This window comes from Bacillus mycoides, assembly GCF_001757995.1.
Classification (GTDB): Bacteria; Bacillota; Bacilli; order Bacillales; family Bacillaceae_G; genus Bacillus_A; species Bacillus_A mycoides_B.
Map to the genome: position 1 here is coordinate 209,626 of NZ_LXLV01000019.1, position 21,939 is coordinate 231,564.

22 protein-coding genes, 1 pseudogene and 2 other annotated features are annotated in these 21,939 nt (G+C 37.0%); of the genes and pseudogenes, 16 read left to right on the plus strand and 7 right to left on the minus strand.

The genetic code is table 11. From position 1 onward, the window contains the following. Positions 1-83 precede the first annotated feature (83 nt). Entirely contained in the window at positions 84-479 is a 396-nt protein-coding gene (locus tag BWGOE10_RS05995) for a PH domain-containing protein (RefSeq protein WP_070141309.1), read from the plus strand. A gap of 30 nt (positions 480-509) precedes the next feature. Here the strand turns inward: BWGOE10_RS05995 and BWGOE10_RS06000 are convergent, their stop codons facing one another. Further along, the gene (locus BWGOE10_RS06000) at positions 510-908 is read right to left on the minus strand and encodes an Ig-like domain-containing protein (RefSeq protein ID WP_070141310.1); all 399 of its coding nucleotides are present in this window, start codon (positions 906-908) and stop codon (positions 510-512) included. 163 nt (positions 909-1,071) lie between these two features. Then, entirely contained in the window at positions 1,072-2,550 is a 1,479-nt protein-coding gene (putP, locus tag BWGOE10_RS06005) for a sodium/proline symporter PutP (protein WP_070141311.1), read from the minus strand. Between the two features lie 306 nt (positions 2,551-2,856). Then, positions 2,857-3,095 (plus strand) — a binding site (T-box leader). A gap of 42 nt (positions 3,096-3,137) precedes the next feature. Next, positions 3,138-3,384 (plus strand) — a binding site (T-box leader). A gap of 51 nt (positions 3,385-3,435) precedes the next feature. On the opposite strand from putP, the gene trpE reads away from it, so the two are divergent. From trpE to BWGOE10_RS06050, 8 genes are all read left to right on the plus strand, one after another. Beyond that, positions 3,436-4,854, plus strand: a complete 1,419-nt coding sequence (trpE, locus tag BWGOE10_RS06015) for an anthranilate synthase component I (RefSeq protein ID WP_070141312.1) — start codon at positions 3,436-3,438, stop codon at positions 4,852-4,854. Beyond that, positions 4,851-5,438, plus strand: a complete 588-nt coding sequence (locus BWGOE10_RS06020; protein WP_070141313.1) for an aminodeoxychorismate/anthranilate synthase component II — start codon at positions 4,851-4,853, stop codon at positions 5,436-5,438. The genes trpE and BWGOE10_RS06020 overlap by 4 nt, the downstream gene beginning before the upstream one ends. Further along, positions 5,435-6,460: an anthranilate phosphoribosyltransferase gene (gene trpD, locus BWGOE10_RS06025; protein ID WP_070141314.1), complete on the plus strand. Its 1,026-nt coding sequence runs from the start codon at positions 5,435-5,437 to the stop codon at positions 6,458-6,460. The genes BWGOE10_RS06020 and trpD overlap by 4 nt, the downstream gene beginning before the upstream one ends. Before the next feature lies 1 nt (position 6,461). Continuing rightward, a complete protein-coding gene (gene trpC / locus BWGOE10_RS06030) occupies positions 6,462-7,223 on the plus strand; it encodes an indole-3-glycerol phosphate synthase TrpC (RefSeq protein ID WP_070141315.1) in 762 nt (253 codons plus the stop codon). After that, positions 7,220-7,834 carry a phosphoribosylanthranilate isomerase gene (locus tag BWGOE10_RS06035; RefSeq protein WP_070141316.1) on the plus strand — a complete coding sequence of 205 codons (615 nt, stop codon included), beginning with the start codon at positions 7,220-7,222 and terminating at the stop codon, positions 7,832-7,834. The genes trpC and BWGOE10_RS06035 overlap by 4 nt, the downstream gene beginning before the upstream one ends. Beyond that, positions 7,831-9,024, plus strand: a complete 1,194-nt coding sequence (gene trpB / locus BWGOE10_RS06040; protein WP_070141317.1) for a tryptophan synthase subunit beta — start codon at positions 7,831-7,833, stop codon at positions 9,022-9,024. The genes BWGOE10_RS06035 and trpB overlap by 4 nt, the downstream gene beginning before the upstream one ends. 3 nt (positions 9,025-9,027) lie before the next feature. Continuing rightward, entirely contained in the window at positions 9,028-9,804 is a 777-nt protein-coding gene (gene trpA / locus BWGOE10_RS06045) for a tryptophan synthase subunit alpha (protein WP_070141318.1), read from the plus strand. Between the two features lie 75 nt (positions 9,805-9,879). Then, positions 9,880-10,227, plus strand: coding sequence for a DUF4029 domain-containing protein (locus BWGOE10_RS06050; RefSeq protein ID WP_070141319.1), 348 nt, complete (start codon positions 9,880-9,882; stop codon positions 10,225-10,227). Between the two features lie 33 nt (positions 10,228-10,260). Here the strand turns inward: BWGOE10_RS06050 and BWGOE10_RS06055 are convergent, their stop codons facing one another. Continuing rightward, complete coding sequence (locus BWGOE10_RS06055) at positions 10,261-10,818, minus strand: DUF4240 domain-containing protein (RefSeq protein WP_070141320.1); 558 nt, start codon at positions 10,816-10,818, stop codon at positions 10,261-10,263. A 163-nt stretch (positions 10,819-10,981) separates the two neighbouring features. Here BWGOE10_RS06055 and BWGOE10_RS06060 point away from each other — a divergent pair, with 163 nt between their 5' ends. Beyond that, positions 10,982-12,481, plus strand: a complete 1,500-nt coding sequence (locus BWGOE10_RS06060) for an L-lactate permease (protein WP_070141321.1) — start codon at positions 10,982-10,984, stop codon at positions 12,479-12,481. Positions 12,482-12,572: 91 nt separating this feature from the next. Then, on the plus strand, positions 12,573-13,256 hold the full coding sequence (locus BWGOE10_RS06065; RefSeq protein ID WP_070141322.1) for a DUF2278 family protein: 684 nt from the start codon (positions 12,573-12,575) through the stop codon (positions 13,254-13,256). A gap of 14 nt (positions 13,257-13,270) precedes the next feature. Here the strand turns inward: BWGOE10_RS06065 and BWGOE10_RS06070 are convergent, their stop codons facing one another. Continuing rightward, positions 13,271-14,104, minus strand: coding sequence for a hypothetical protein (locus BWGOE10_RS06070; RefSeq protein WP_070141323.1), 834 nt, complete (start codon positions 14,102-14,104; stop codon positions 13,271-13,273). Between the two features lie 195 nt (positions 14,105-14,299). Between BWGOE10_RS06070 and BWGOE10_RS06075 the strand changes: the two genes are divergently transcribed. Continuing rightward, entirely contained in the window at positions 14,300-15,085 is a 786-nt protein-coding gene (locus BWGOE10_RS06075; protein ID WP_070141324.1) for a zinc ribbon domain-containing protein, read from the plus strand. Positions 15,086-15,104: 19 nt separating this feature from the next. Beyond that, positions 15,105-16,343, plus strand: coding sequence for a TcaA 3rd/4th domain-containing protein (locus BWGOE10_RS06080; protein ID WP_070141325.1), 1,239 nt, complete (start codon positions 15,105-15,107; stop codon positions 16,341-16,343). A gap of 43 nt (positions 16,344-16,386) precedes the next feature. On the opposite strand, the gene BWGOE10_RS32500 is transcribed toward BWGOE10_RS06080, so the two are convergent. Further along, positions 16,387-16,809, minus strand: coding sequence for a hypothetical protein (locus BWGOE10_RS32500; protein WP_070141326.1), 423 nt, complete (start codon positions 16,807-16,809; stop codon positions 16,387-16,389). 199 nt (positions 16,810-17,008) lie between these two features. Here BWGOE10_RS32500 and BWGOE10_RS06090 point away from each other — a divergent pair, with 199 nt between their 5' ends. The 3 genes from BWGOE10_RS06090 (at position 17,009) to BWGOE10_RS06100 (ending at position 19,646) form a co-directional block, all read left to right on the plus strand. Then, entirely contained in the window at positions 17,009-18,343 is a 1,335-nt protein-coding gene (locus BWGOE10_RS06090) for an FAD-dependent oxidoreductase (protein WP_070141327.1), read from the plus strand. 102 nt (positions 18,344-18,445) lie between these two features. Then, a complete protein-coding gene (locus tag BWGOE10_RS06095; RefSeq protein WP_070141328.1) occupies positions 18,446-18,934 on the plus strand; it encodes a GNAT family N-acetyltransferase in 489 nt (162 codons plus the stop codon). A gap of 301 nt (positions 18,935-19,235) precedes the next feature. Further along, positions 19,236-19,646: a DUF3908 family protein gene (locus tag BWGOE10_RS06100; protein ID WP_070141329.1), complete on the plus strand. Its 411-nt coding sequence runs from the start codon at positions 19,236-19,238 to the stop codon at positions 19,644-19,646. A gap of 31 nt (positions 19,647-19,677) precedes the next feature. On the opposite strand, the pseudogene BWGOE10_RS06105 reads toward BWGOE10_RS06100, so the two are convergent. Both BWGOE10_RS06105 and BWGOE10_RS06110 read right to left on the minus strand, forming a co-directional pair. After that, positions 19,678-20,269 (minus strand): annotated as a pseudogene (locus tag BWGOE10_RS06105) (class I SAM-dependent methyltransferase). A 92-nt stretch (positions 20,270-20,361) separates the two neighbouring features. Continuing rightward, positions 20,362-21,924 carry a SagB family peptide dehydrogenase gene (locus tag BWGOE10_RS06110; RefSeq protein ID WP_070141330.1) on the minus strand — a complete coding sequence of 521 codons (1,563 nt, stop codon included), beginning with the start codon at positions 21,922-21,924 and terminating at the stop codon, positions 20,362-20,364. Positions 21,925-21,939 lie beyond the last annotated feature (15 nt).

The window sequence follows — 21,939 nt, forward strand, 5'->3', positions numbered from 1 at the left end:
GACCTCCTATTTCAATATTACTTTTATTTTAATAAGAGAAGGAGGATGATTCATTGACTTAAATCAAGAGAGGAGAGAGCGTAATGGAATTTCCATCAAAAAAAGATGGATGGTTATATCCAATCTTTTTCATTGTTTTAGGCGCCTGTTTTGCTCCAATATTTGCAGGGAGAGAATACTTTCTCTTATTTTTTACAATTCCATTAGCTATACTGTTTAGTTGGAGTTGGTTTTCAACAAAATATATCGTTAAGGAAGAAATAATTATGATTACATCAGGTCCCGTTAAAAAACGTATATTTATACGAGACATAAAACGAATTTCCAATACAAAAAATCCAATATCGGCTTATGCGTTATCATTTGATCGATTAGAAATTGTTTACGGATCATATGAAACAGAACTTATTTCTCCAAGAAATAAAGAAGAATTTATTTTGTTGCTAAAAAGAAAAAATCCTGGAATTGAAATAAAGTAAGAGAGTGGATACGAATCCACTCTCTTTATGTTACTTTGGATTTGTCATATAAGGTTGTACGTGAACGACACATAAGTCGCGGAATTTCCCTTCAGCAGTTGTGACAATAACAACTGCTCTTCCCGCACTTTTTCCTGTAATCGTTACTGTCTCACCTTTCGGATAGATGGTGATGACATCGGAATTCATATTTGTCCAAATAAGCTCTTGATTCGTTGCCTGCATTGGTAAAACGGAAGCCGATAAATCGGCGCTTTGTCCGCTTTTTATTTTAAGTTTATTTTTCTGTATATGAATACCAATTACAGATATAACAGAAGGAGCAATTGAAATTTTGGATGGATTAGGTTGTATGTTTAAATGAGAAGTAGAAGTGTTTGTGATAGGTGAAAATTTTCTTATATGTTGTTGCTGTAAAGATGCTAACATTGTGGAGTCCCCTTTCTGTATAGGTGTCGATACTAATAATATAAAGGAAGAATGTTATAGTAAATTTAACGAAACATAAAGAAATTGTTAAATTCGAGAAGAATATTGTCGAAATGCGGTTAAAAGAAAGCTCTGCTGTTATCGTAACAGCAGAGCTTTCTTTTTATAGATTATGAATATGTTGTTTTTCGAAATTCTCAAATTGTTCTTCAACTTCTTTTGAAGGCTTAGTTAGTAAACTAACAATTATGATCACTATTAAACTAATAGCGAAACCAGGAATCATTTCATATAAGAAATCTTTTAGGAACTTAAACTGTGTCCAAATAATTACTGTGGCTGCACCTGAAATCATACCAGCAAGCGCGCCCCATTTCGTCATACGTTTCCAATATAAGCTTAATAAAATAGCAGGTCCAAATGAAGAACCAAATCCAGCCCAAGCATATCCCACAAGAGCTAAAATCGTATCATTTTGTTTAAACGCTAATGCGCACCCGACTAAGGCGATAACAAGTACAGCCATACGACCGACAAATACAAGCTCTTTATCAGAAGCAGAACGTTTAAAGAATGTACGATATAAATCTTCTGTTATAGCACTTGAAGTAACGAGAAGCTGAGAAGAAATTGTACTCATAATAGCTGCTAAAATAGCGGCTAATAAAAATCCAGTAATAAGTGGATGGAATAAAATTTTTCCAAGTTCAAGGAAAATTGTCTCTGGGTTAGATAATGTCAAATCTTGTTGTGAATAGTAAGCAATACCGATAAGACCAGTAAACATAGCTCCGACAACAGAGAAAATCATCCAGCTCATACCAATTCTTCGTGCGCTTTTAATTTCTTTTACAGACGAAATTGCCATAAAGCGTACGATAATATGAGGTTGTCCAACATAACCAAGGCCCCATGCGAATAAAGAAATCATTCCTAAAGTAGAGGCACCTTTAAAAATATCTAAACGTGTTGGATCTACAGATCGAATTGTATCAAATGCAGGTCCAAGTCCGTTCGAATTCATAATTGTTACGATAGGAACAAGAATAAGAGCAACTACCATAATGATTCCTTGCACGAAGTCTGTCCAACTTACTGCTAAGAAACCACCAAATAATGTGTAAGCTACAACAACGCCTGCTACAATGAATAATCCAACATGATAGTTCATACCAAATGAATTTTCAAATAATACAGCGCCTGAAACTAGTCCTGAAGCTACATAGAAAGTAAAGAAAATCATAATAACAAGTCCGGATACTAAGCGTAGCATGTGGGATTTGTCGTGGAAGCGGTGTTCCAAAAATTCTGGGATAGTAATAGAGTTGTTTGCCATTTCAGAGTAGGTACGTAAGCGAGGAGCGACATAAAGCCAGTTTGCGTATGCGCCTAGTGTAAGGCCGATCGCAATCCAACTACTACTTAATCCAACGCTAAACATTGCACCGGGTAATCCCATTAAAAGCCAACCACTCATATCGGATGCTCCAGCACTTAATGCTGTTACTGCGGGGCCTAGTGTACGCCCGCCAAGCATATAATCTGTTAAGTTGGACGTTCGTTTGTAGGCGAAATAGCCGATTACTAACATCCCGAGCATGTAAATAGAGATAGAAGTTAAAGTTAACATCTGCGTACTCATGTAGTTCCCCTTCCTTTTGTCATGTCTTTTGATGCATTTTGCATATTTATAATCTATCATGATTATTCAGAAAAATCCATTCGGAAATACGAATTTTCTGAAATGTAAGCGTTTTTTGACAATGTTTCGCTTTTGTAATATATAATTTTCTGACAAAAAACCTTAATTTTAATAGAGTATTTATTATATTTACATAAAAACAGGTTGTTTTGTCAATATAATATCGGATGAAGAAAAAATATTTTTTTCGGAAAAAGTATTGACTTATTAGAAATGATAGGAATATAATGAGTGCAACTTAAAAAAATGCAAGCGTTGATGAAGAAGAGTACACATGATGAACATGTCAGAGAGCTGATGGTTGGTGCGAATCAGTATGGAATTGATGTGGAATGGGCTTCGGAGCTTCCAAACCGAAACGAAAGAAGTAGGCTTTGGCGACATGATCTCATCGATATAAGAGACACGTATTATTTTTTGATACGGCAAAGTGCGTTACATTCGTAACGAATTAAGGTGGCACCACGGGAGTACCCGTCCTTTCTATAGGATGAGTACTCCCTTTTTGTGTATAAAAAATTAAATAAGCTAAATCGTTTAAGTAAGAAGAGTACGTATATTTGGAGACGTTACAGAGAGCCGGGAGCAGGTGGGAGCCCGGTACGGTGCCATATACGGAATGGGCTTACGAGAGGTATGCTGAACAATTTCTATTCAGTAGGCAACCCGGGTTCCGCCGTTAAAAGGATAAGGTATATATTTTGTACCTGAATAAAGCGGGATGCTTTTGCGTCCAACCTGAGGTGGTACCACGGTAAATTTATCGTCCTCTACATATTTCGATATGTAGGGGACTTTTTTATTTTTCAGAGTGAGGTGAAAGGCATGATGACAAAAGAGGAATTTATGAAGCAAAAAGAACAAGGAAAAACATTTTTAGTAATCGCTGAAGAAGAAGGAGATAGCATTACGCCAATTTCTTTATATAGACGTATGAAAGGGAAGAAGAAATTTTTATTAGAAAGTTCACAGCTTCATCAAGATAAAGGGCGCTATTCTTACTTAGGTTGTAATCCGTATGGAGAAGTGAAAAGCGTTGGTATGGAAGTAGAACGAACAGTGTATGGGCAAACAGAAAAGTTGCAAGGTAACGTACTGAAAGTGTTAGAAGAGGTAATCGCACCAGTGCAAGTAGCGAGTCCATTCCCATTTTGCGGAGGAGCAGTTGGTTATATTGGCTATGACGTCATTCGGCAGTATGAAAACATTGGGGCAGATTTACACGATCCATTAAATATTCCAGAAGTACACCTTTTACTATATCGTGAGTCTACCGTTTACGATCATTTACGCCAAAAGTTGTCGTTTGTATATGTATGCAGGGAAGACGATTCAGCTTCTTATGAAGAAGTATACGAAAGATTGCAAGTATACAAAGAGGAAGTGTTAAAGGGAGAAGAAGCGGAAGTAAATGAAATACAATCAACGTTATCATTCACTTCTTCCATAACGGAAAAAGAGTTTTGCGAAATGGTAGAAACGGCGAAAGAACATATACGAGCCGGGGACATATTCCAAGTCGTATTATCCCAGCGTTTGCAAAGTGAATGTAAAGGAGATCCATTTGCATTATACCGGAAACTTCGAATTGCAAATCCATCACCATATATGTTTTATATCGATTTTCAAGATTACGTCGTTCTCGGCTCTTCACCAGAAAGTTTGCTATCAGTAAGAGACGATAAAGTGATGACAAATCCAATTGCTGGTACGAGGCCGAGAGGGAAATCGAAACAGGAAGATGAAGAAATCGAAAAAGAACTGTTAGGAAATGAGAAAGAGCGAGCAGAGCATATGATGCTTGTGGACCTAGGCCGAAATGATATTGGCAGAGTAAGTGAAATTGGCTCTGTGACGATAGATAAATATATGAAAGTAGAGAAATATTCTCACGTTATGCACATTGTATCTGAAGTTTACGGAACATTGCGAAAACGAATGAGTGGGTTTGATGCATTAGCGTATTGTTTACCAGCCGGCACAGTATCAGGTGCTCCGAAAATAAGAGCGATGGAAATTATTAATACGTTAGAGCATGAAAAAAGAAATGTATACGCCGGAGCAGTTGGATATATTTCATTCTCAGGAAATCTTGATATGGCGCTAGCAATTCGAACGATGGTTGTGAAAGATGAGAAAGCGTACGTTCAGGCAGGAGCGGGTATCGTCTACGATTCAGACCCGGTTGCTGAATATGAAGAAACATTAAATAAAGCGAGAGCGCTTTTGGAGGTTATGAAATGATTGTACTGATTGATAACTATGATTCCTTCACATATAACTTGTATCAACTATTAGGCGAGTACGAAGAAGAAATTGTTGTCGCAAGAAATGATCAAATAACAATTGAGCAATTAGAGGAGATGAAGCCGAAAGGAATTGTGCTATCACCAGGACCTGGGAAACCAGAAGATGCTGGAATTTGTATTGATGTTATTCGTCACTTCTATAAGAACGTTCCCATCTTAGGAATTTGCCTTGGCCATCAAGCAATCATATCCGCATTTGGAGGAGAAATTGTTAGAGCAGAGCGCATTAAACACGGAAAAACATCACGTGTGAAACATAACGGAACGTCAATCTTTTCATACGTTACGCAGCCGCTAACAGCGATGCGTTACCATTCACTCGTCGCAGCGCAAAATAGTTTGCCGCAGTGTTTTGACATACTCGCGACAGCGATGGATGACGGAGAAATCATGGCAGTTCGTCACAACTATTATCCGCTCTTCGGATTACAGTTTCACCCAGAATCAATTGCAACAGAAGAAGGCGGAAAGTTAATACGTGCCTTTTTAGCAGAAGTGAAAGAGGAGGAGAGAGTATGAACAGTTATCTTCGAAAATTAGTAGAGGGACAACATTTAACAGAAGAAGAAATGTATGAAGCGGGACTTCTTTTATTAAGTGACAACATATTGGAAAGTGAAGTTGCAGCTTTCTTAGTATTGCTGAAAGCGAAAGGCGAAACAGCAGAAGAAATATACGGTCTCGTTCGTGCTCTTCGTGAAAAAGCATTACCGTTTTCAAATCATATAAAAGGCGCGATGGACAATTGCGGAACGGGTGGTGACGGTGCGCAAACATTCAATATTAGTACAACATCGGCATTTGTACTTGCCGGAGCTGGTGTAAAGGTTGCGAAACACGGAAACCGTGCTGTTTCTAGTAAAACAGGAAGTGCTGATTTATTAGAAGAACTTGGTGTAAACATTAGTTGTACGCCAGGTGAAATTGACTACTTATTAGAAAATGTAGGGATTGCCTTCTTATTCGCACCAGCGATGCATCCAGCATTAAGACGCATTATGAAAATAAGAAAAGAATTAAACGTTCCGACGATCTTTAACTTAATTGGACCGTTGACGAATCCGGTTAATTTAGAAACACAATTTGTCGGTATTTATAAACGAGATATGTTATTGCCAGTAGCGGAAGTATTGCAGAAACTTGGCAGAAAACAAGCGCTCGTCGTAAACGGAAGTGGATTTTTAGATGAAGCATCATTACAAGGAGAAAACTGCGTCGCTATTTTAAAAGACAATGAAATAATCGAAATGAGTATTGAGCCTGAAAAATATGGTTTTTCAAGAGTGAAAAATGAAGAAATTAGAGGCGGGAATTCAAAAGAAAATGCAAAGATTACGCTCGGAGTATTGAGCGGAGAAAAAAGTGTATACCGCGATACAGTTTTATTAAATGCAGGGCTTGCTCTTTTCGCAAACGGAAAAGCGGAAACGATTGAAGAAGGAATTAAACTAGCGGCACATAGCATTGACTCTGGAAAAGCATTAGCCAAACTAAACTTATTAATTGCAGCAAGCAACGAAAAATTAGAAAGGGTGAATTAAAGTGGGGACGATTTTAGACAAAATTGTAGAGCAGAAGAAAAAAGAAGTTGCGGAGTTATATGAAACATATACACCAGTGAAAGAAAAAAGGAAAACACACTCACTTGTAAAAGCTTTAGAGCAGTTTACTGTAATCGCAGAGGTGAAACGAGCGTCTCCATCAAAAGGCGATATCAATTTACACGTTAATGTATCAAAACAAGTTAAAACATATGAAGAGTGCGGTGCTGGAGCGGTTTCCGTTTTAACAGATAGTCAATTTTTTAAAGGATCGTTTCACGACTTACAAACCGCAAGAGCAGAAAGCCACATTCCGCTTTTATGCAAAGATTTTATAATTGATAAGATTCAAATTGATAGAGCTTATGAAGCAGGAGCAGATCTTATTTTATTAATCGTTGCAGCATTGTCAAAAGAGAAATTAAAAGAGCTTTATAACTACGTACTAGAAATGGGATTAGAAGCGATTGTTGAAGTTCATGATGAACAGGAATTAGAAATTGCAACCCGATTAAATCCGCACGTTATCGGAATTAATAACCGTAATTTAAAAACATTTGAAGTAGATTTAAGCCAAACTGAAAAGCTCGGAAAACGACTGAATGAGGAAAATCTACTTTGGATTAGTGAAAGTGGTATTCATTCAAAAGAAGATATTATTCGCGTCAAACGAGCTGGTGCAAAAGGCGTATTAGTCGGAGAAGCACTTATGACATCATCTTCTATCAGTACCTTTTTTGAAGACTGTAAGGTGAAAATATGAAAGTAAAGATTTGCGGTATTACTGATATGGAAACAGCAAAACGTGCTTGCGAATACGGAGCAGATGCAATCGGATTTGTTTTTGCTGAAAGTAAACGGAAAATTACTTCAGAGCAAGCGAAAGAAATTATTGGGGAAATTCCGGCACACGTTTTAAAGATCGGTGTTTTCGTAAATGAATCAGTAGAAGTGGTCCAGAAAATTGCAGAGGAGTGCGGGTTAACGCATGTGCAACTACATGGGGATGAAGACAATCATCAAATTATGAGATTGAATATTCCGTCTATAAAAGCGGTAGGAGTAGCTTTAGAGAAAGATATGGAACATGCGAAAAAATACGAAACAGATTATCTGTTATTTGATAGCCCGAAAGAAAAGTTCCACGGAGGAAACGGAAAGACATTCTCATGGGAGTTACTCGCACATATGCCAAACGAGTTACGAGAGAAAACGATATTAGCTGGCGGATTAAACATCCTTAATATAGAAGAAGCAATTCGAACCGTTCAGCCATATATGGTCGATGTGAGTAGCGGGGTAGAGACAGAAGGAAAGAAAGATTTAGAGAAAATAAAACAATTTATTATAAAAGCGAAGGAGTGTTCCAAATGAATTATGCATACCCAGATGAAAAAGGACATTACGGTATATATGGAGGACGATACGTTCCAGAAACGTTAATGCAATCCGTACTAGAGCTAGAAGAAGCATATAAAGAAGCGATGCAAGATAAAGCGTTTCAAAAGGAATTAAATCATTATTTAAAAACGTACGTCGGAAGAGAAACACCGCTTTATTTCGCTGAAAATATGACGAAGTATTGCGGCGGAGCAAAAATTTATTTGAAACGTGAAGATTTGAATCATACAGGAGCTCATAAAATTAACAATACAATCGGTCAGGCACTTCTTGCGGTACGAATGGGCAAGAAAAAAGTTGTTGCTGAAACAGGAGCAGGACAACATGGAGTTGCAACAGCTACTGTATGTGCCCTTCTTGGATTAGAATGCGTCATCTTCATGGGAGAAGAAGATGTGAGACGACAAAAATTAAACGTGTTCCGAATGGAATTACTCGGAGCAAAAGTAGAAAGCGTAGCGGCAGGTAGCGGCACGTTAAAAGATGCGGTAAACGAGGCGCTTCGTTACTGGGTTTCACATGTACACGATACGCACTACATTATGGGGTCAGTTCTCGGACCACATCCATTCCCGCAAATTGTCCGTGATTTTCAAAGTGTGATTGGAAAAGAAGCGAAAAAACAATACGAAGCGTTAGAAGGGAAATTACCAGAAGCAGTCGTTGCTTGTATCGGTGGTGGTAGTAACGCAATGGGAATGTTTTATCCGTTCGTACACGATGAAGAAGTTGCCCTTTACGGCGTTGAAGCAGCTGGAAAAGGTGTTCACACAGAAAAACATGCAGCGACTTTAACGAAAGGAAGCGTCGGTGTTTTACACGGATCGATGATGTATCTTCTCCAAAATGAAGAAGGGCAAATTCAAGAAGCACACTCTATTTCAGCTGGACTAGATTATCCAGGTGTTGGGCCAGAACATAGTTTACTAAAAGATATTGGCCGCGTTTCTTACCATTCGATTACCGATGATGAAGCGTTAGAAGCGTTTCAATTATTAACGAAAAAAGAAGGCATTATCCCGGCATTAGAAAGTTCACATGCTGTTGCGTACGCTTTAAAACTAGCGCCACAAATGAAGAAAGACGAAGGTCTTGTCATTTGTTTATCCGGCCGCGGTGATAAAGATGTAGAGAGCATAAAACGTTATATGGGAGAGGTGTAAAAAATGGGAGTAGAAAAAATTACAGCAGCGTTTGAAAATGGTAAAAAGGCATTTATTCCGTACGTAATGGGCGGAGATGGTGGGCTTGAAAAGTTAAAAGAAAGAATTCGTTTTCTTGATGAAGCAGGAGCAAGCATCGTTGAAATTGGTATCCCATTTTCAGATCCAGTCGCAGACGGGCCAACTATTCAAAGAGCAGGGAAACGAGCATTAGATAGCGGTGTAACATTAAAAGGTATTTTTCAGGCATTAATAGAGGTGAGGCAAGAAGTTCAAATTCCATTTGTACTCATGACATATTTAAATCCAGTACTCGCATTTGGAAAGGAACGTTTCATCGAGAGCTGTCTTGAAGCAGGGGTGGACGGTCTTATCGTTCCAGACTTACCGTATGAAGAACAACATATTATTGCGCCGTTACTTCGAGAGGCAAACATTGCACTAATTCCACTCGTTACCGTAACGAGCCCTATTGAAAGAATTGAAAAAATTACGAGTGAATCAGAAGGGTTTGTCTACGCAGTTACAGTAGCAGGCGTCACGGGAGTACGTCAAAACTTTAAAGGCGAGATTCATAGTTACTTAGAAAAAGTAAAATCGCATGTACACTTACCAGTAGTCGCAGGATTTGGCATTTCAACACGGGAGCAAATAGAAGAAATGATTACAATATGCGACGGTGTTGTCGTTGGGAGTAAAGTCATTGAGCTATTAGAAAATGAAAAGCACGAAGAAATTTGTGAATTAATAGAGGCAGTAAAACAAACAGAAGAGGCGTAAGCCTCTTCTGTTTGTTTTATGTGAAAAATGTTAAAATATACAAAAGATCGCTTCTAACTTAGAGGGGGAGAAGGCATGCTAAGACGTAAACTATTATATCTTCTTTTAACTGTACCATTATACGCTTGGCTCATTAGCATGACGAAAATAGAATTATTGGCCCTATTTCTAGGATATTTATTCATCTTTTCCAACTTAAATCGAATACAAGAGCAATCTATTTTAGAAGTATGTATATTTTCCATTAGTATAGAACTATTTAGTATCGTTTCGATTGTATTATTAAATGAATTATTTCGATGGATTTATTCATTTTCATTAATGAAAATTGGGAATGTTGGATTGCAAGTAGTATGTGCTTATATTGTGTTTGTTGTGCTAGAAAAAATGATTGGACAGCAGACGATTTTTCAGGATAAATAAGAGGCCCGTTGTTAATAGGGGCCTCTTATTATTTTAGCCTAATGGGTTCTCGCCAAAACGCTCCCATAACTTTGGAAAGCGCTCCGCTAGTTCATCTTCATCATCTTCCCAATCAAATTCCAGTTCAGGCATAGATGAATCATGCCCCTTTTCATCTAATAGGGAATCAAATTTATTCCACACATTATCGTCCCATTCTGTATCACCAGTTTCTTTTAAGGAAAAGGCTTCAAGTCCGACAGATAGCATTTCTTCAAATTCTGGAATAAGTTCATCTTCTTCATAAAACTTCGGGATTAGGTTCGCTAGAGATTCAGGGTGTTCTACTGCGGATTCAAAGGTTTCTTGTCCACATGCAATAAGCCAACCTCTAAAGTAATCAAATGAATCGTCAGAGCATCCACCTAAAATAATATAAGCGCCAGCCCACAGATTAGACGTATAAGATTGCTTTAAAGCGTTTTGGAGATGAATCTCAAAGTCTATAATTTCGCTTGTAGACTTTTTAGCTAATTGTTCAACTAACCAATCACTCGTTTCGTCGTTTGTAGTCATTTCAGAAATAAATTGCCAAAATTGTACTTTATTCATATGTATAGCACCTCGCAAAAAATGTATTTCTTAAAGTGTAACATTTTTTCAATTATTCACTTCATTAACAATAAGGAAAGAATCTGTTATGAAATTAATTGAAAGTCACAACATCTGTTATATAATAGTTAAAATTGCATTTTTTACGAAAAGAGATGATAACATGGCCATATTGTTGGCACTTATCCCGATTATGATGATTTTTATTTGTTTGTTTTTGTTTAAACAAACGTCATTAAGAGCCTCATTAATCTCTTATGCCGTTTCTGTCGGAATCGTTTTACTCTCGCCAACATTTCGGTTAGGGATAAGTGAAACTGTACACGCAACGATTAAAGGTTGGTTAATTTGTTTTATTGTTGGATACGTTTTGTTTTTCGGTATTTTTTTATTTCACCTCATGAACAAAATGGGATACATCGATCAAGTAGCGAGATTTCTAGAACAAGTCACGCACGATCGATTATTGCAAATGCTTCTTATGTGTTTTGGTATTTGTCCGCTTATTGAATCAGTAAGTGGGTTCGGAATTGGCTTTATGGTCGCAGCTCCTATTTTTCTTTCTCTCGGTTATAAACCGTTTCAAGCTGTACTACTCTCGTTTATCGGTTTACTCGCAAGTTCATGGGGAGCGATGGCAACAGGTACGATTATCGGTTCGCAGCTGATTAACATGCCGCTCACAACTCTTGGCACAAATACAGCATTATTAAGCAGCCCAATTTTCGCATACTTTATCATCCTTTCCTTATACGTTGTCGGTGGCTTTCAGGCAGTTATAGAAAAGTGGAAGGAAGGAGTTGGTTTCTTTCTATTATTTTCTCTCGGAATCTATCTTTCTAACGCATACGTAAGTGTGGAACTAGCAGGGATATTAAGTTCTATCGTTACAATTTCATTTGGCTTTCTTATCATTAAACTAAAAGGGAAAAATGAACAAAACCTTTTAACAGAACATGCGGCAACTACGGAGAGGGAAATATCGATTATAAAAATTATTAGCCCTTATATATTCTTAACAGTTTGTATTCTACTTTCTCGCCTCATTCCAACATTACATGATCTGTTCAGGTCATATGCAGTTCTCGATTTAAAATCATATTCTTACAGACTAGAGCTACTATATTCACCAGGATTTTGGCTCGGCATGACTTGTTTATTTACAATTATTTTCTTCCGTATTCCATCTAATATTATTAAACAATCACTCTCGCAAACGATAAAACAATGGATTCCATTCGCAATTACAACGACAATGTTCATTGCAATTTCAGAACTAATGGGTGCATCTGGTATGCATTCATTACTCGCAAAGACAGCTGGCGAAACATTTGGTACCTTTTTCGTTTTCGTTGCTCCATTCATAGGCGGAATTGGCGGCTTTTTAACAGGTAGTAACGCAGGGTCAAATGCGATGTTTATAAAACTCCAAATGCAAACAGCACAAAACGTAGCACTTCCGTGGCAATACGTCACAACACTCCAAAACACCGCATCATCAGTAGCGACAATCGCTTGTCCATCACGGATTACACTTGGTGCTTATTTATGTAATATCCCTTATCGTGAAAACGAACTACTAAAGAAGACGACGTTAATGATTTTTGGTGCGGTGTTGCTTGTAGTGGTAGAGGTGATTTTTTGGTATATGTTGAGAAAATAAAAAATCCTCCTGGCAAAGGAGGATTTTCTTTATGACTGGATAATGTTTTAAATATGAAAAGCTTCTACTAAATGAATAGGAGATGAAATGTATGCCCTTAAAAAACTACGGTGTATTAAAAGGAACAGTTGTACAATCTAAGATTGGAAAAGGGAAAACACCTCATTATCAAGTTCATTTACAAGGCGAAGCAGGAGTAGATTATCGCATTGCAATTAACGTAAAGTCGCAAAGTTATCCGTCAGAAGTTTTATATTTTGCGAGTAACAATATTCGGTCAGAGGCGATTCATATTTTATCAACATTACCGTTCGGTTTTACGGAAGTGAAAAACAATGAGCCGAAAGTAGCTTTAGATTATGTAAGAGGTAATTTATTTGACTCAAAGCAAATGATTCCTTTACCTGCTGAAAAAGCAGGAGTTGATAATGATTTAAATGAAAAGATAGAGCGCTATATAAAACGAGCAATAGAGGAAAAAGCGATTATTTACGCGTTTGGTGAAAGGTGGGGACCAGAAGAAACTACACCGGACTCTTATTTTCATTTCAAACCTGGAAACGGTATACACGATATTCATATGAACCAAGGGAATGTAGAGAAATGGCAAGGTGATGATGGGATATGGCAAGATGGTGGTTTGCTCATTCATTTTGAGAAAAAAGAAGAGTGGGTAGGTATTTTCCTTGCCTTTCAGTCACAATCATGGTGTACCGATGAAGAAGGGCACGCTCGTGTTCCGGTTGAGAATTGTGATTATAAGAGAAATAATTAATAAGAAGAGGGCGTTCACAACGAACGCCCTCTTCTCATTTTATAAAACACAAAACTCACAAGTGTAGAAAGACAAGAGAAAAGCAGTGCCACACTAGAAAACGCAATGAGATACATATTATATTTCATAACCTGTCCAATTAGCTGATTACTGTCGTACTGAAAAAGCCCCGCTATTATATTGAATAAAAATAATACGATGAACATTACGATGACACCGTCAATTGATCCTTTAATGTCTGGTTTACTTAAAGCGATATGTGCAGAAATACAAATGGCGATAAATAAAAATAACCAAAAGGAAGGATTCAATAAATTGCTTATTGTAAATAAGCTTTTCAATAATACAAATGTCGAAAGTAGCATGTTTTGGATCATTTCTAAATTAATAGAAGTCGATGCAATTGTTGTTTCGAGAGTCGTATTAAATAAAGAATATGAACCTGGTACGAAATAGCGCATTAAAAGTATTAATGCAGTAATACCAGAAATAATAGGTCCTATGCCGATAAAGAAATTACCGATTCGTTGATATACACTTTTTTGATTGTATTGATGTTGTACGTAACCTAAAGCTCCCTGACTTGTATCCGTCGGGAAGAACTGAGTCGCCACAATTTTATGACGGAATAGTACGCACATAATCGCATGTCCAAGTTCATGAATAGGAACACCAATCCATGCAGTTAAAAGGAAGCCCTTCCTTCCAAAAGCTCTCGACCAATACGTTCGTGTGAGAGATTCTAAATAACCTAATATAAATCCAATTACAATGATGACACCAATTAAAGAAAATAATTGGATCACACTTGTAAGGAGTGTTTGAAAAATCGAGTTTACAAATTCCACTGTCTTCATCCAATCTGTTTAAAATGTTATTTGCTCTGTTTCATAATAACATTATTTTTCTATATTACTAGCATACATAGTTTCGTTTAAAAGAAGGATTTCATATTCTTTTTCTTGTAGTCATGTTTTATGTACAAAGTCATATATTGAATTTGTAACACCCTATAAGGTATATGCTTAAGGAGGGATGAGAGAATGAAATGTCCGGCATGTAATACAGAAAATGCAGCGGAAGCAAGGTTTTGCGGGAATTGTGGACATTCGTTAACGGAAGAAGTGGTAGTGAGCGGTGGGCAGGAAGAAGGGAAGCAACAAGTGCGCATAGCACAAGTAAAGGAAACTCGACCAAATGAAACAGTAGAGCAAGCAAAGCGGTTTGCGAGTGGCTATTTTCAGTTTTTTAAACATGCTTTAAAAGCACCGACAGCTATTATGAAAAGTGGAAATGTTGAAGTGCGAAATGGGATAGTGAGCCTTGTTCTTATTTGCTTTTTAGGAGCATGTATTTTTTATAGAATGATGAGTGCAGCGACAGCTGTTACGAGAACGTTAGTACCAGATATAACTACTCCTACTTTCTTTGGGGAGTCTGTAATGGTCTTTTTCTTTTTATTAATTTTAACTTTATTTGTCGGATTTATTATTTTTGTAAGTGGTAAGATGATGAAATCATCTTTTTCGTTTCTTGAAGCATTCGGTATATGGGGGACGATAGCAACGCCAGCTATTGCTATACTAGTCCTTTCTTTTCTTTTTAGTTTCTTATTAATCTTTTTCTTACCAATATTATTATGGATAGCTACAACATATATATGGATTAGTATAATTGTAGCTATAGTAAAACTAGACAACGGCGGAGTAGATCCTGTTTACACACTTCTTATCGCAAATGTTTTAATTGGAATTGCAACGTTTATTGTGTTTTGGTCTTACATTAACACGATAATTCAAACCTTTACACAGGGATTAACTGGCTTCTAACGAAAAGGTGGTTGAACGGATGAATGTATGCACAAAGTGTGGGATTCATTTTGAAGACGGTGTGCAATTTTGTCAAAACTGCGGGATGAAGAGGGGAAATCCTGTAGTAAAGCAGCAAAAAATGAGTAAAGGAACAAAAGTTGGAATTACATTGTTAGTACTGTTTGTTATAGCGATTAGTGGATTATATTTGTATGGATCTTCATATTACTCACAATCATCGCAAGTAGAGAGAATTATTACTGTTTTACAAGAGAGGAACGGAGAGAAATTAGCTGAGATCGTCACGACAGATGACCCAGCCGTTATTGTGATGAGAGAGAGTTTAACGCCTCTATTTTCATATATAAAAGAAAATCCATCTTACGTGAATGAATTGAAAGAATATTTGAGGCAAGGTGAAAAACAAGGGGATGGAATAGAAAGAGCAGATTTTTCTTTAACGAAAGACGGGAAGTATTTCTTTTTATTTGATCGGTATAAATTGAAAGCGAAGACGTATTATACGACTCTGCTTACAAATGAAAAAGGTACATCTTTAAAATTGAACGGAAAAGAAATTGATAAGACAAATGATAAAAAGTTTGAGAAGCAATATGGGCCATTTCTTCCAGGGGTACAACTGTTTCAATCAGAATATAAAAATGAATATGTGAAACTAGCACGTGAAGAAAAGGTTGTACTTATGAAACAAAGCCAAAATAATGTAACGGTAGATTTAACGTTACAAGGGCAATATATTACAGTTCAAACGAATGCGCCTGGTGCGACATTATACGTGAATCAAAAGCCCGTTACAGCGTTGACCGGAGAAGAGATTACGTGGGGACCGATAGCGACTGATGGAAGTGCGGCGATTTATTTAGAACGAAATGGAGAAAGTGGAAGGGAAACGACAAAGGTAGAAACGGTAACGACACTTTCAACTTATAATCTTCCATTTCAAAAGAAAAGTGTAGAAAAAACAGTTGTTTACAATGTTACTCCGCCGACTACTACTCATTATGTATATAATGGTTTCATCTTCCCTGATAGTGATATTCGAAAATTAACGAGTGCGGACTTAACATATTTAACGAAAGAGCAGTTAAAAATTGCTAGAAATGAAATATACGCAAGACATGGACATATGTTTCAAACGAAAGATATGCAAACGTATTTTTCAAAACAGTCTTGGTACAGAGAAAATCCGTATTTTACAGGAGTGTTAACTACTATTGAATCTTATAATGTTGAACTTATTAAATCCAGAGAATAGAATACGTGAAAAGGTACAGTGCATAACTGTACCCTTTTTATGATTATTTAGCTGGACCAGGATCCCTTGAGAAAAAGATGTGAAAGAGGAATGTGACTTTACTAGCTCCTCCTGATGTACTAGCTTGCACATCAGATAATGCACTAGATGTTAAAACACCTTCAGAATGAGGCGGTACGACTATTTTGAGGGCATCATCTGATTCTGATGATGCAGTAACTGTTATTGTATCATCAGATAAGTTCAAAATTTTAACAGTACCGATTGGTAAGATGGACTTGCCAGCGTGTGATGCTGAAGCGAAGCGAGAGCCTTTCCAAATAGTTTGTGCGAAAGTCTCATCATTAGATAACCAAGCGCGAGCACTATAAAGTGTTGCGTTAATGGAAAATTCTTGGTCAAGTGGCATGGCGGCTTTCGGTTCTTTCGGTTCCTCTGGAGTTTGAGCGAGAAGGCCGGCGCACATGTATGTTTCACCTACTTTCAATAGTAACTGTTATAGCATATTAAACATCTTGTTTATAAGACACGACGGATACCTATTCATGCATAGGTTTGTGCACCAAATTTGTAGATGGAATTCTCTTTCTTTACAATGGAAGTAGGTGTTATTTCTATAAAATATGGAAATCGTAAAGAGTATGTAAAAAAGAAGGAGTGGTAAAGTGAACTATGTCATTATTGGCGGAGATGCAGCAGGTATGAGTGCAGCAATGCAAATTGTTAGAAATGATGAAACGGCAAATGTTGTAACGTTAGAAAAAGGTGAAATCTATTCATACGCTCAGTGCGGATTACCGTATGTGATTAGTGGTGTTATCGCCTCTACTGAAAAGTTAATTGCACGCGATGTAAAGACATTTCGTGATAAATATGGGATTGATGCGAAAGTGCGTCATGAAGTAACGAAAGTAGATACGGAAAAGAAAATTGTGTATGCAGTACATATGAAGACGAAAGATGTATTTGAATTTTCATATGACCGTTTATTAATTGCGACTGGTGTACGCCCTGTTATGCCGGATTGGGAAGGTAAAGATTTACAAGGTGTTCATCTTTTAAAAACAATTCCGGATGCTGAGCGTATAGTAGACACGCTACAAACAAATAGCGTTGAGCACGTAACGATTATTGGCGGCGGTGCAATTGGTCTAGAGATGGCAGAAACATTTGTAGAACTAGGAAAGAAAGTAAGAATGATTGAGCGAAACGATCATATTGGCACAATTTATGATGCCGATATGGCGGAATATATACATAAAGAAGCAGATAAACATAATATTGAAATTTTAACAAATGAAAATGTAAAAGCGTTTAAAGGAAAAGAAAGAGTAGAACAACTGGAGACGGATAAAGGGACATATAAAACTGATCTCGTTTTAGTATCTGTCGGTGTACAGTCAAATACTGATTTTCTTGAGGGGACAAATATACGTAAAAACCATAAAGGTGCAATTGAAGTAAATGCTTATATGCAAACAAATGTGAAAGAAGTATATGCGGCTGGTGATTGTGCAACGCATTACCACGTTATAAAGGAAATTCATGATCATATCCCGCTCGGAACGACTGCGAATAAACAAGGGCGACTTGCCGGACTTAATATGGTTGATAAACGAAGAGCATTCAAAGGTACGTTAGGTACAGGCATTATTAAATTTATGAATCTGACGCTCGCAAGAACAGGTTTAAATGAAAAAGAAGCGAAAGGGCTAAACATCCCGTATAAGACGGTCAAAGTAGATTCAACAAATATGGCGGGCTATTACCCAAGTGCCAAACCACTTCACTTGAAATTACTATATCACGCCGATACGAAACAATTGTTAGGTGGTCAAGTAATTGGAGAAGAGGGCGTAGATAAACGTATTGATGTTATTGCGATGGCACTTTTCAATAAAATGAGTATTCACGATTTAGAAGATGTCGACTTAAGTTACGCACCACCATATAACAGTGTTTGGGATCCAATTCAGCAAGCGGCAAGGCGAGCGGAATAGCACTTTTTTAAGTGCTATTTTTTTCGTTAAAGGGGAGTAATCTTTTTAATCGAATAATAAAGATGGGGGAAAGGGTTACATATAAGGAAGGGGATCTTAAAAATGGTTGTGGCACTTCAAAAAGTTCAAGAATCAGAAAAAGAAATGTTACGTAATTTGTATGCACTATATCTTCATGACCTTTCTAAGTTTACTACTAATATAACTATTGGAGCGGACGGCTTTTTTGAATACGAAGATTTGGACACGTTTTGGAAAATTGATGGAATCACTCCATATTTCATAAAAGCTGATAATAGTATTGTAGGATTTTTATTACTATTGGAACGTCCATTTTTGAAGAAAGAAAACGACTTTGGCATTAATGATATTTTCATATTAAATCAATACAAGGGAGAAGGAATCGGTAAACAAGTCATTAAAAACTTACTAAAAGAGAAGCGGGGCAAATATTTCGTTATTGAACTTATAAAAAATGTACCAGCTGTTTCTTTTTGGAAGAAAGTATATAGAGAGCTAAACATTGAATTTGATGAACGAAAACAGCTAATTGATGATGAAGAATGCCTTGTGCAGACGTTTAAAATATAATGAAATTGGTGCTTCGTATGTATTACTTTGAAATTTAACTTTATCCCGCTATTCGCCGGGCAGTAAGACCCCCACCTCAAAATTCAGCGAAAGCAAAGAAGTTAGGTGGGGGATCAACTGCCCGTAAAAGCCCGATTGGTGAGGGCTGATAATCAGTGGGGGATGAAGAGAACCCCCACTGATTAAAGTTTCACTTTATTTCGAATATACCGTTCGCCCTTGAAAACATAGTACGTATCGCTTATATTGTCATATAGTATTTATTTTTTAATAAAGCAATGAACGAACCAGGGGGTACAGTATGGCAATTAACATGAATACAATCGAAGAATGGATTGCTGAATCAAATGCAAGAAACGAAGAAGACTTAGGAAACGTTGTTGAAGAGATGAAAGAAGTATGTGTCGGACTTGATAACGCGACATTAATTTATACGAAAAACGTATTTTGTTTCGGTAAGAAAGTAGAAGTATTGTTCTTCTTCCAAGATCACGTCGTTATCGGAGAAGAGAAGGAAGAATATATTGAGATTGAAAAATTAAAGTATGATGATATTACAAATAGCAACTTAAAAACAAATGATAAAAATACAACGTTAGAATTAAAGTTTGCTAACGGGAAATCTATCGGTTTAGATAGTCTGAATGATAACTACGGTACGAAAAACTGGTTATTTGCAAGACAAATTAAGAGCATCTTTAAATTAATCTAGTAAAAAAGCAGACCTTGAAAGGTCTGCTTTTTTACTTATTTCCTATTACGCAAAGGCACCCTCTTTCTTCGTAACATTTCACATTTGTAAATCCCGTCTTATAAAAAAGGTTTACTAATTCTTCGGTCGTCTTAAATTTATCCATATGATATTGAATTTTGAAAGTTTCAGCGACTAGTAAAAAGGATCTGTTCGGTTTTAAGATGCGAAATACTTCTTTCATATCGTGTTCAAAATCGGGCCAAAAGTAATGAGTTTGAAAAGGCAGTAATGAGATCGAAGAAGTTCGTATTGTATGGAATAGAGGAGACGCTTGCTTGATGAATGATTACTTTTTCTGTTTCTACATCCTTCGTATTGGTTTTCTTGGAGTTTTCAACAGCCTGCGCTGAATAGTCAATGCCGTATATTTTTCCCTGGGGAGTTACTCTTGAAAGGCTATGTATTGTTTTCCCACCTCCGCAACCGATATCTAAAATAACTGCATCTTCACGTATATGTATTTTTTGTAAAGCCCAATTTGTTAGTCTCGTATGCGCAGCATTCATAATGCAAAGCATAGAGGAACCAATTGTCCCGCGAGGATTTTTCGCTTGCTCGATTAATCTTTGTAAAATACTCAATTCAAACTCTCCTTTTATATAAGAATATGTATTTATTTCGCTTTCAATAATTTAACTCCTTTAAAAAAAGCACGCCATTAATCGGCGTGCTTCTAATTATGCAAGGCTCCTTTTAGCCAATTCCGCGCTCGATACGCTCCAACCGGGATTTGAATGAGTGAAGTTTCATTTCCGGCATCAATCCCGTACAATTGATCGCATGAATTTGTATCAAAACTAAGTAAAGGATGACCACCCATTCCCATAGTGGTCGCAGTAGAAACGAGTTTATGAACGAGTATACCAGCTTCCATTTGGTGAATGCGATATCCTCTATAGCCTAATTTATTTTTATAGTAATCTTTCTTTCCGACTACATGTAAGCAAAGCGGTACTTGAAAAAGGTTTACGTTATCCATCGTCATACTGGATTGCAGAGAATAACGAAGGTCTCCGTGCCGAAGTGGCTGTATGGAATGTGTCCTACTGTTATAAGTGTAAGCGCCGTTTTCTATGTCTTTTACGTTATAAAAACATCCATATAGTGAGACTCGTGCGTTTTCATTTAAATATTTGCCATCAAGGTCGTTGTAATAAGGGAAGGAGAGGCTCGCTTCTTGGAGTAGAGTAGCGAGCTCGGCTGTATCCCATTTTGTTAAAGTAAAATCAGCATCAGGTGAATATCGTTTTTTACAAAGTTGTAAGAAATCATATGATAAACGTTCCACTTTAGGTAGCTGTACAGCATGTGGACTATATTGTTGCCGTTCTCCACAGGTAAATGTTTGGAAGTGTTCTGTCGATTCAATCATAGATGCCGCGTTTATTTTTGTTATCATCGGATAGTCATCTACATGTTTTGAGCGAACGAAATGCTCATGTGTTAACAGCGGGATTTGTTGCAACAAGTCATGAGAAGTAACAGTTGTATTTTCGTGATGATTATCGTGAAACCAATCTGTAGTCGGTTCTGTACTTAAAGGAATAACAGCATACACACTTTCTTCACCTTCTGACAGTCCAAGTAAATGATTCATTGCCCGGTCTAGAAACTGAAAATATACACCATTTGTATAACCGAATTGTTTTGCGCATTCAAGCAATTGTCCGATGAGAACACCACTATCTAATCCTTGCAGACGATACGAAAAGTTATTGTATTTAAAGAAGTTTTTCCAAAACATAGTGGATACGAATGCAGCGCCAAAACAAGAATGTATGTTGCAACGATTGCCGAGTGCTTTTGTAAGGTAAGAATCAAAATTTCCTTCGCGAAGTAAGATAAGACGGTGGTGCGCGGCGTCGTAATGGTAAATGCCGTCTGGATAATGCTCAATTTTTAAATACATATATAATTCATTTGGATATAAAGCACCCCCAGAAGGGACGAATCTTCGAAATAGAGTCGTTGTTTTATTATTTTCTAGGTTAGTAGTAGGCTGACATAATTGTGTTAAACCAAATGAGTACCAAAGATAATGACCGAGTTCCTCTAAGTTAGGTTTAGTAGAAGAATTCCGCAAAGTTAAAGGGATTTCTAAAGAGAGAGGGATGACTGGTAAATTTCGATATAATTTATAAGGAAGTGGTGCGTCTTCCCAATCAATCTCTTTATCGGACGACATAATTTCATTAATAGAAAAATGGAGATGATGTAAAAAATTATCCAGTTGCATCAAATTTCCCCCTCG

Coding starts and splice junctions, on each gene's coding strand:
- trpD (WP_070141314.1), top strand. CDS start 5,435: ATGAACAGTTATCTTCGAAAATTAGTAGAGGGACAACATTTAACAGAA.
- BWGOE10_RS06020 (WP_070141313.1), top strand. CDS start 4,851: ATGATTGTACTGATTGATAACTATGATTCCTTCACATATAACTTGTAT.
- BWGOE10_RS06035 (WP_070141316.1), top strand. CDS start 7,220: ATGAAAGTAAAGATTTGCGGTATTACTGATATGGAAACAGCAAAACGT.
- BWGOE10_RS06065 (WP_070141322.1), top strand. CDS start 12,573: ATGCCCTTAAAAAACTACGGTGTATTAAAAGGAACAGTTGTACAATCT.
- trpA (WP_070141318.1), top strand. CDS start 9,028: ATGGGAGTAGAAAAAATTACAGCAGCGTTTGAAAATGGTAAAAAGGCA.
- trpE (WP_070141312.1), top strand. CDS start 3,436: ATGATGACAAAAGAGGAATTTATGAAGCAAAAAGAACAAGGAAAAACA.
- BWGOE10_RS06080 (WP_070141325.1), top strand. CDS start 15,105: ATGAATGTATGCACAAAGTGTGGGATTCATTTTGAAGACGGTGTGCAA.
- BWGOE10_RS06075 (WP_070141324.1), top strand. CDS start 14,300: ATGAAATGTCCGGCATGTAATACAGAAAATGCAGCGGAAGCAAGGTTT.
- BWGOE10_RS06055 (WP_070141320.1), bottom strand. CDS start 10,818: ATGAATAAAGTACAATTTTGGCAATTTATTTCTGAAATGACTACAAAC.
- trpB (WP_070141317.1), top strand. CDS start 7,831: ATGAATTATGCATACCCAGATGAAAAAGGACATTACGGTATATATGGA.
- BWGOE10_RS05995 (WP_070141309.1), top strand. CDS start 84: ATGGAATTTCCATCAAAAAAAGATGGATGGTTATATCCAATCTTTTTC.
- BWGOE10_RS32500 (WP_070141326.1), bottom strand. CDS start 16,809: ATGTGCGCCGGCCTTCTCGCTCAAACTCCAGAGGAACCGAAAGAACCG.
- BWGOE10_RS06100 (WP_070141329.1), top strand. CDS start 19,236: ATGGCAATTAACATGAATACAATCGAAGAATGGATTGCTGAATCAAAT.
- putP (WP_070141311.1), bottom strand. CDS start 2,550: ATGAGTACGCAGATGTTAACTTTAACTTCTATCTCTATTTACATGCTC.
- BWGOE10_RS06050 (WP_070141319.1), top strand. CDS start 9,880: ATGCTAAGACGTAAACTATTATATCTTCTTTTAACTGTACCATTATAC.
- BWGOE10_RS06110 (WP_070141330.1), bottom strand. CDS start 21,924: ATGCAACTGGATAATTTTTTACATCATCTCCATTTTTCTATTAATGAA.
- BWGOE10_RS06060 (WP_070141321.1), top strand. CDS start 10,982: ATGGCCATATTGTTGGCACTTATCCCGATTATGATGATTTTTATTTGT.
- BWGOE10_RS06000 (WP_070141310.1), bottom strand. CDS start 908: ATGTTAGCATCTTTACAGCAACAACATATAAGAAAATTTTCACCTATC.
- BWGOE10_RS06095 (WP_070141328.1), top strand. CDS start 18,446: ATGGTTGTGGCACTTCAAAAAGTTCAAGAATCAGAAAAAGAAATGTTA.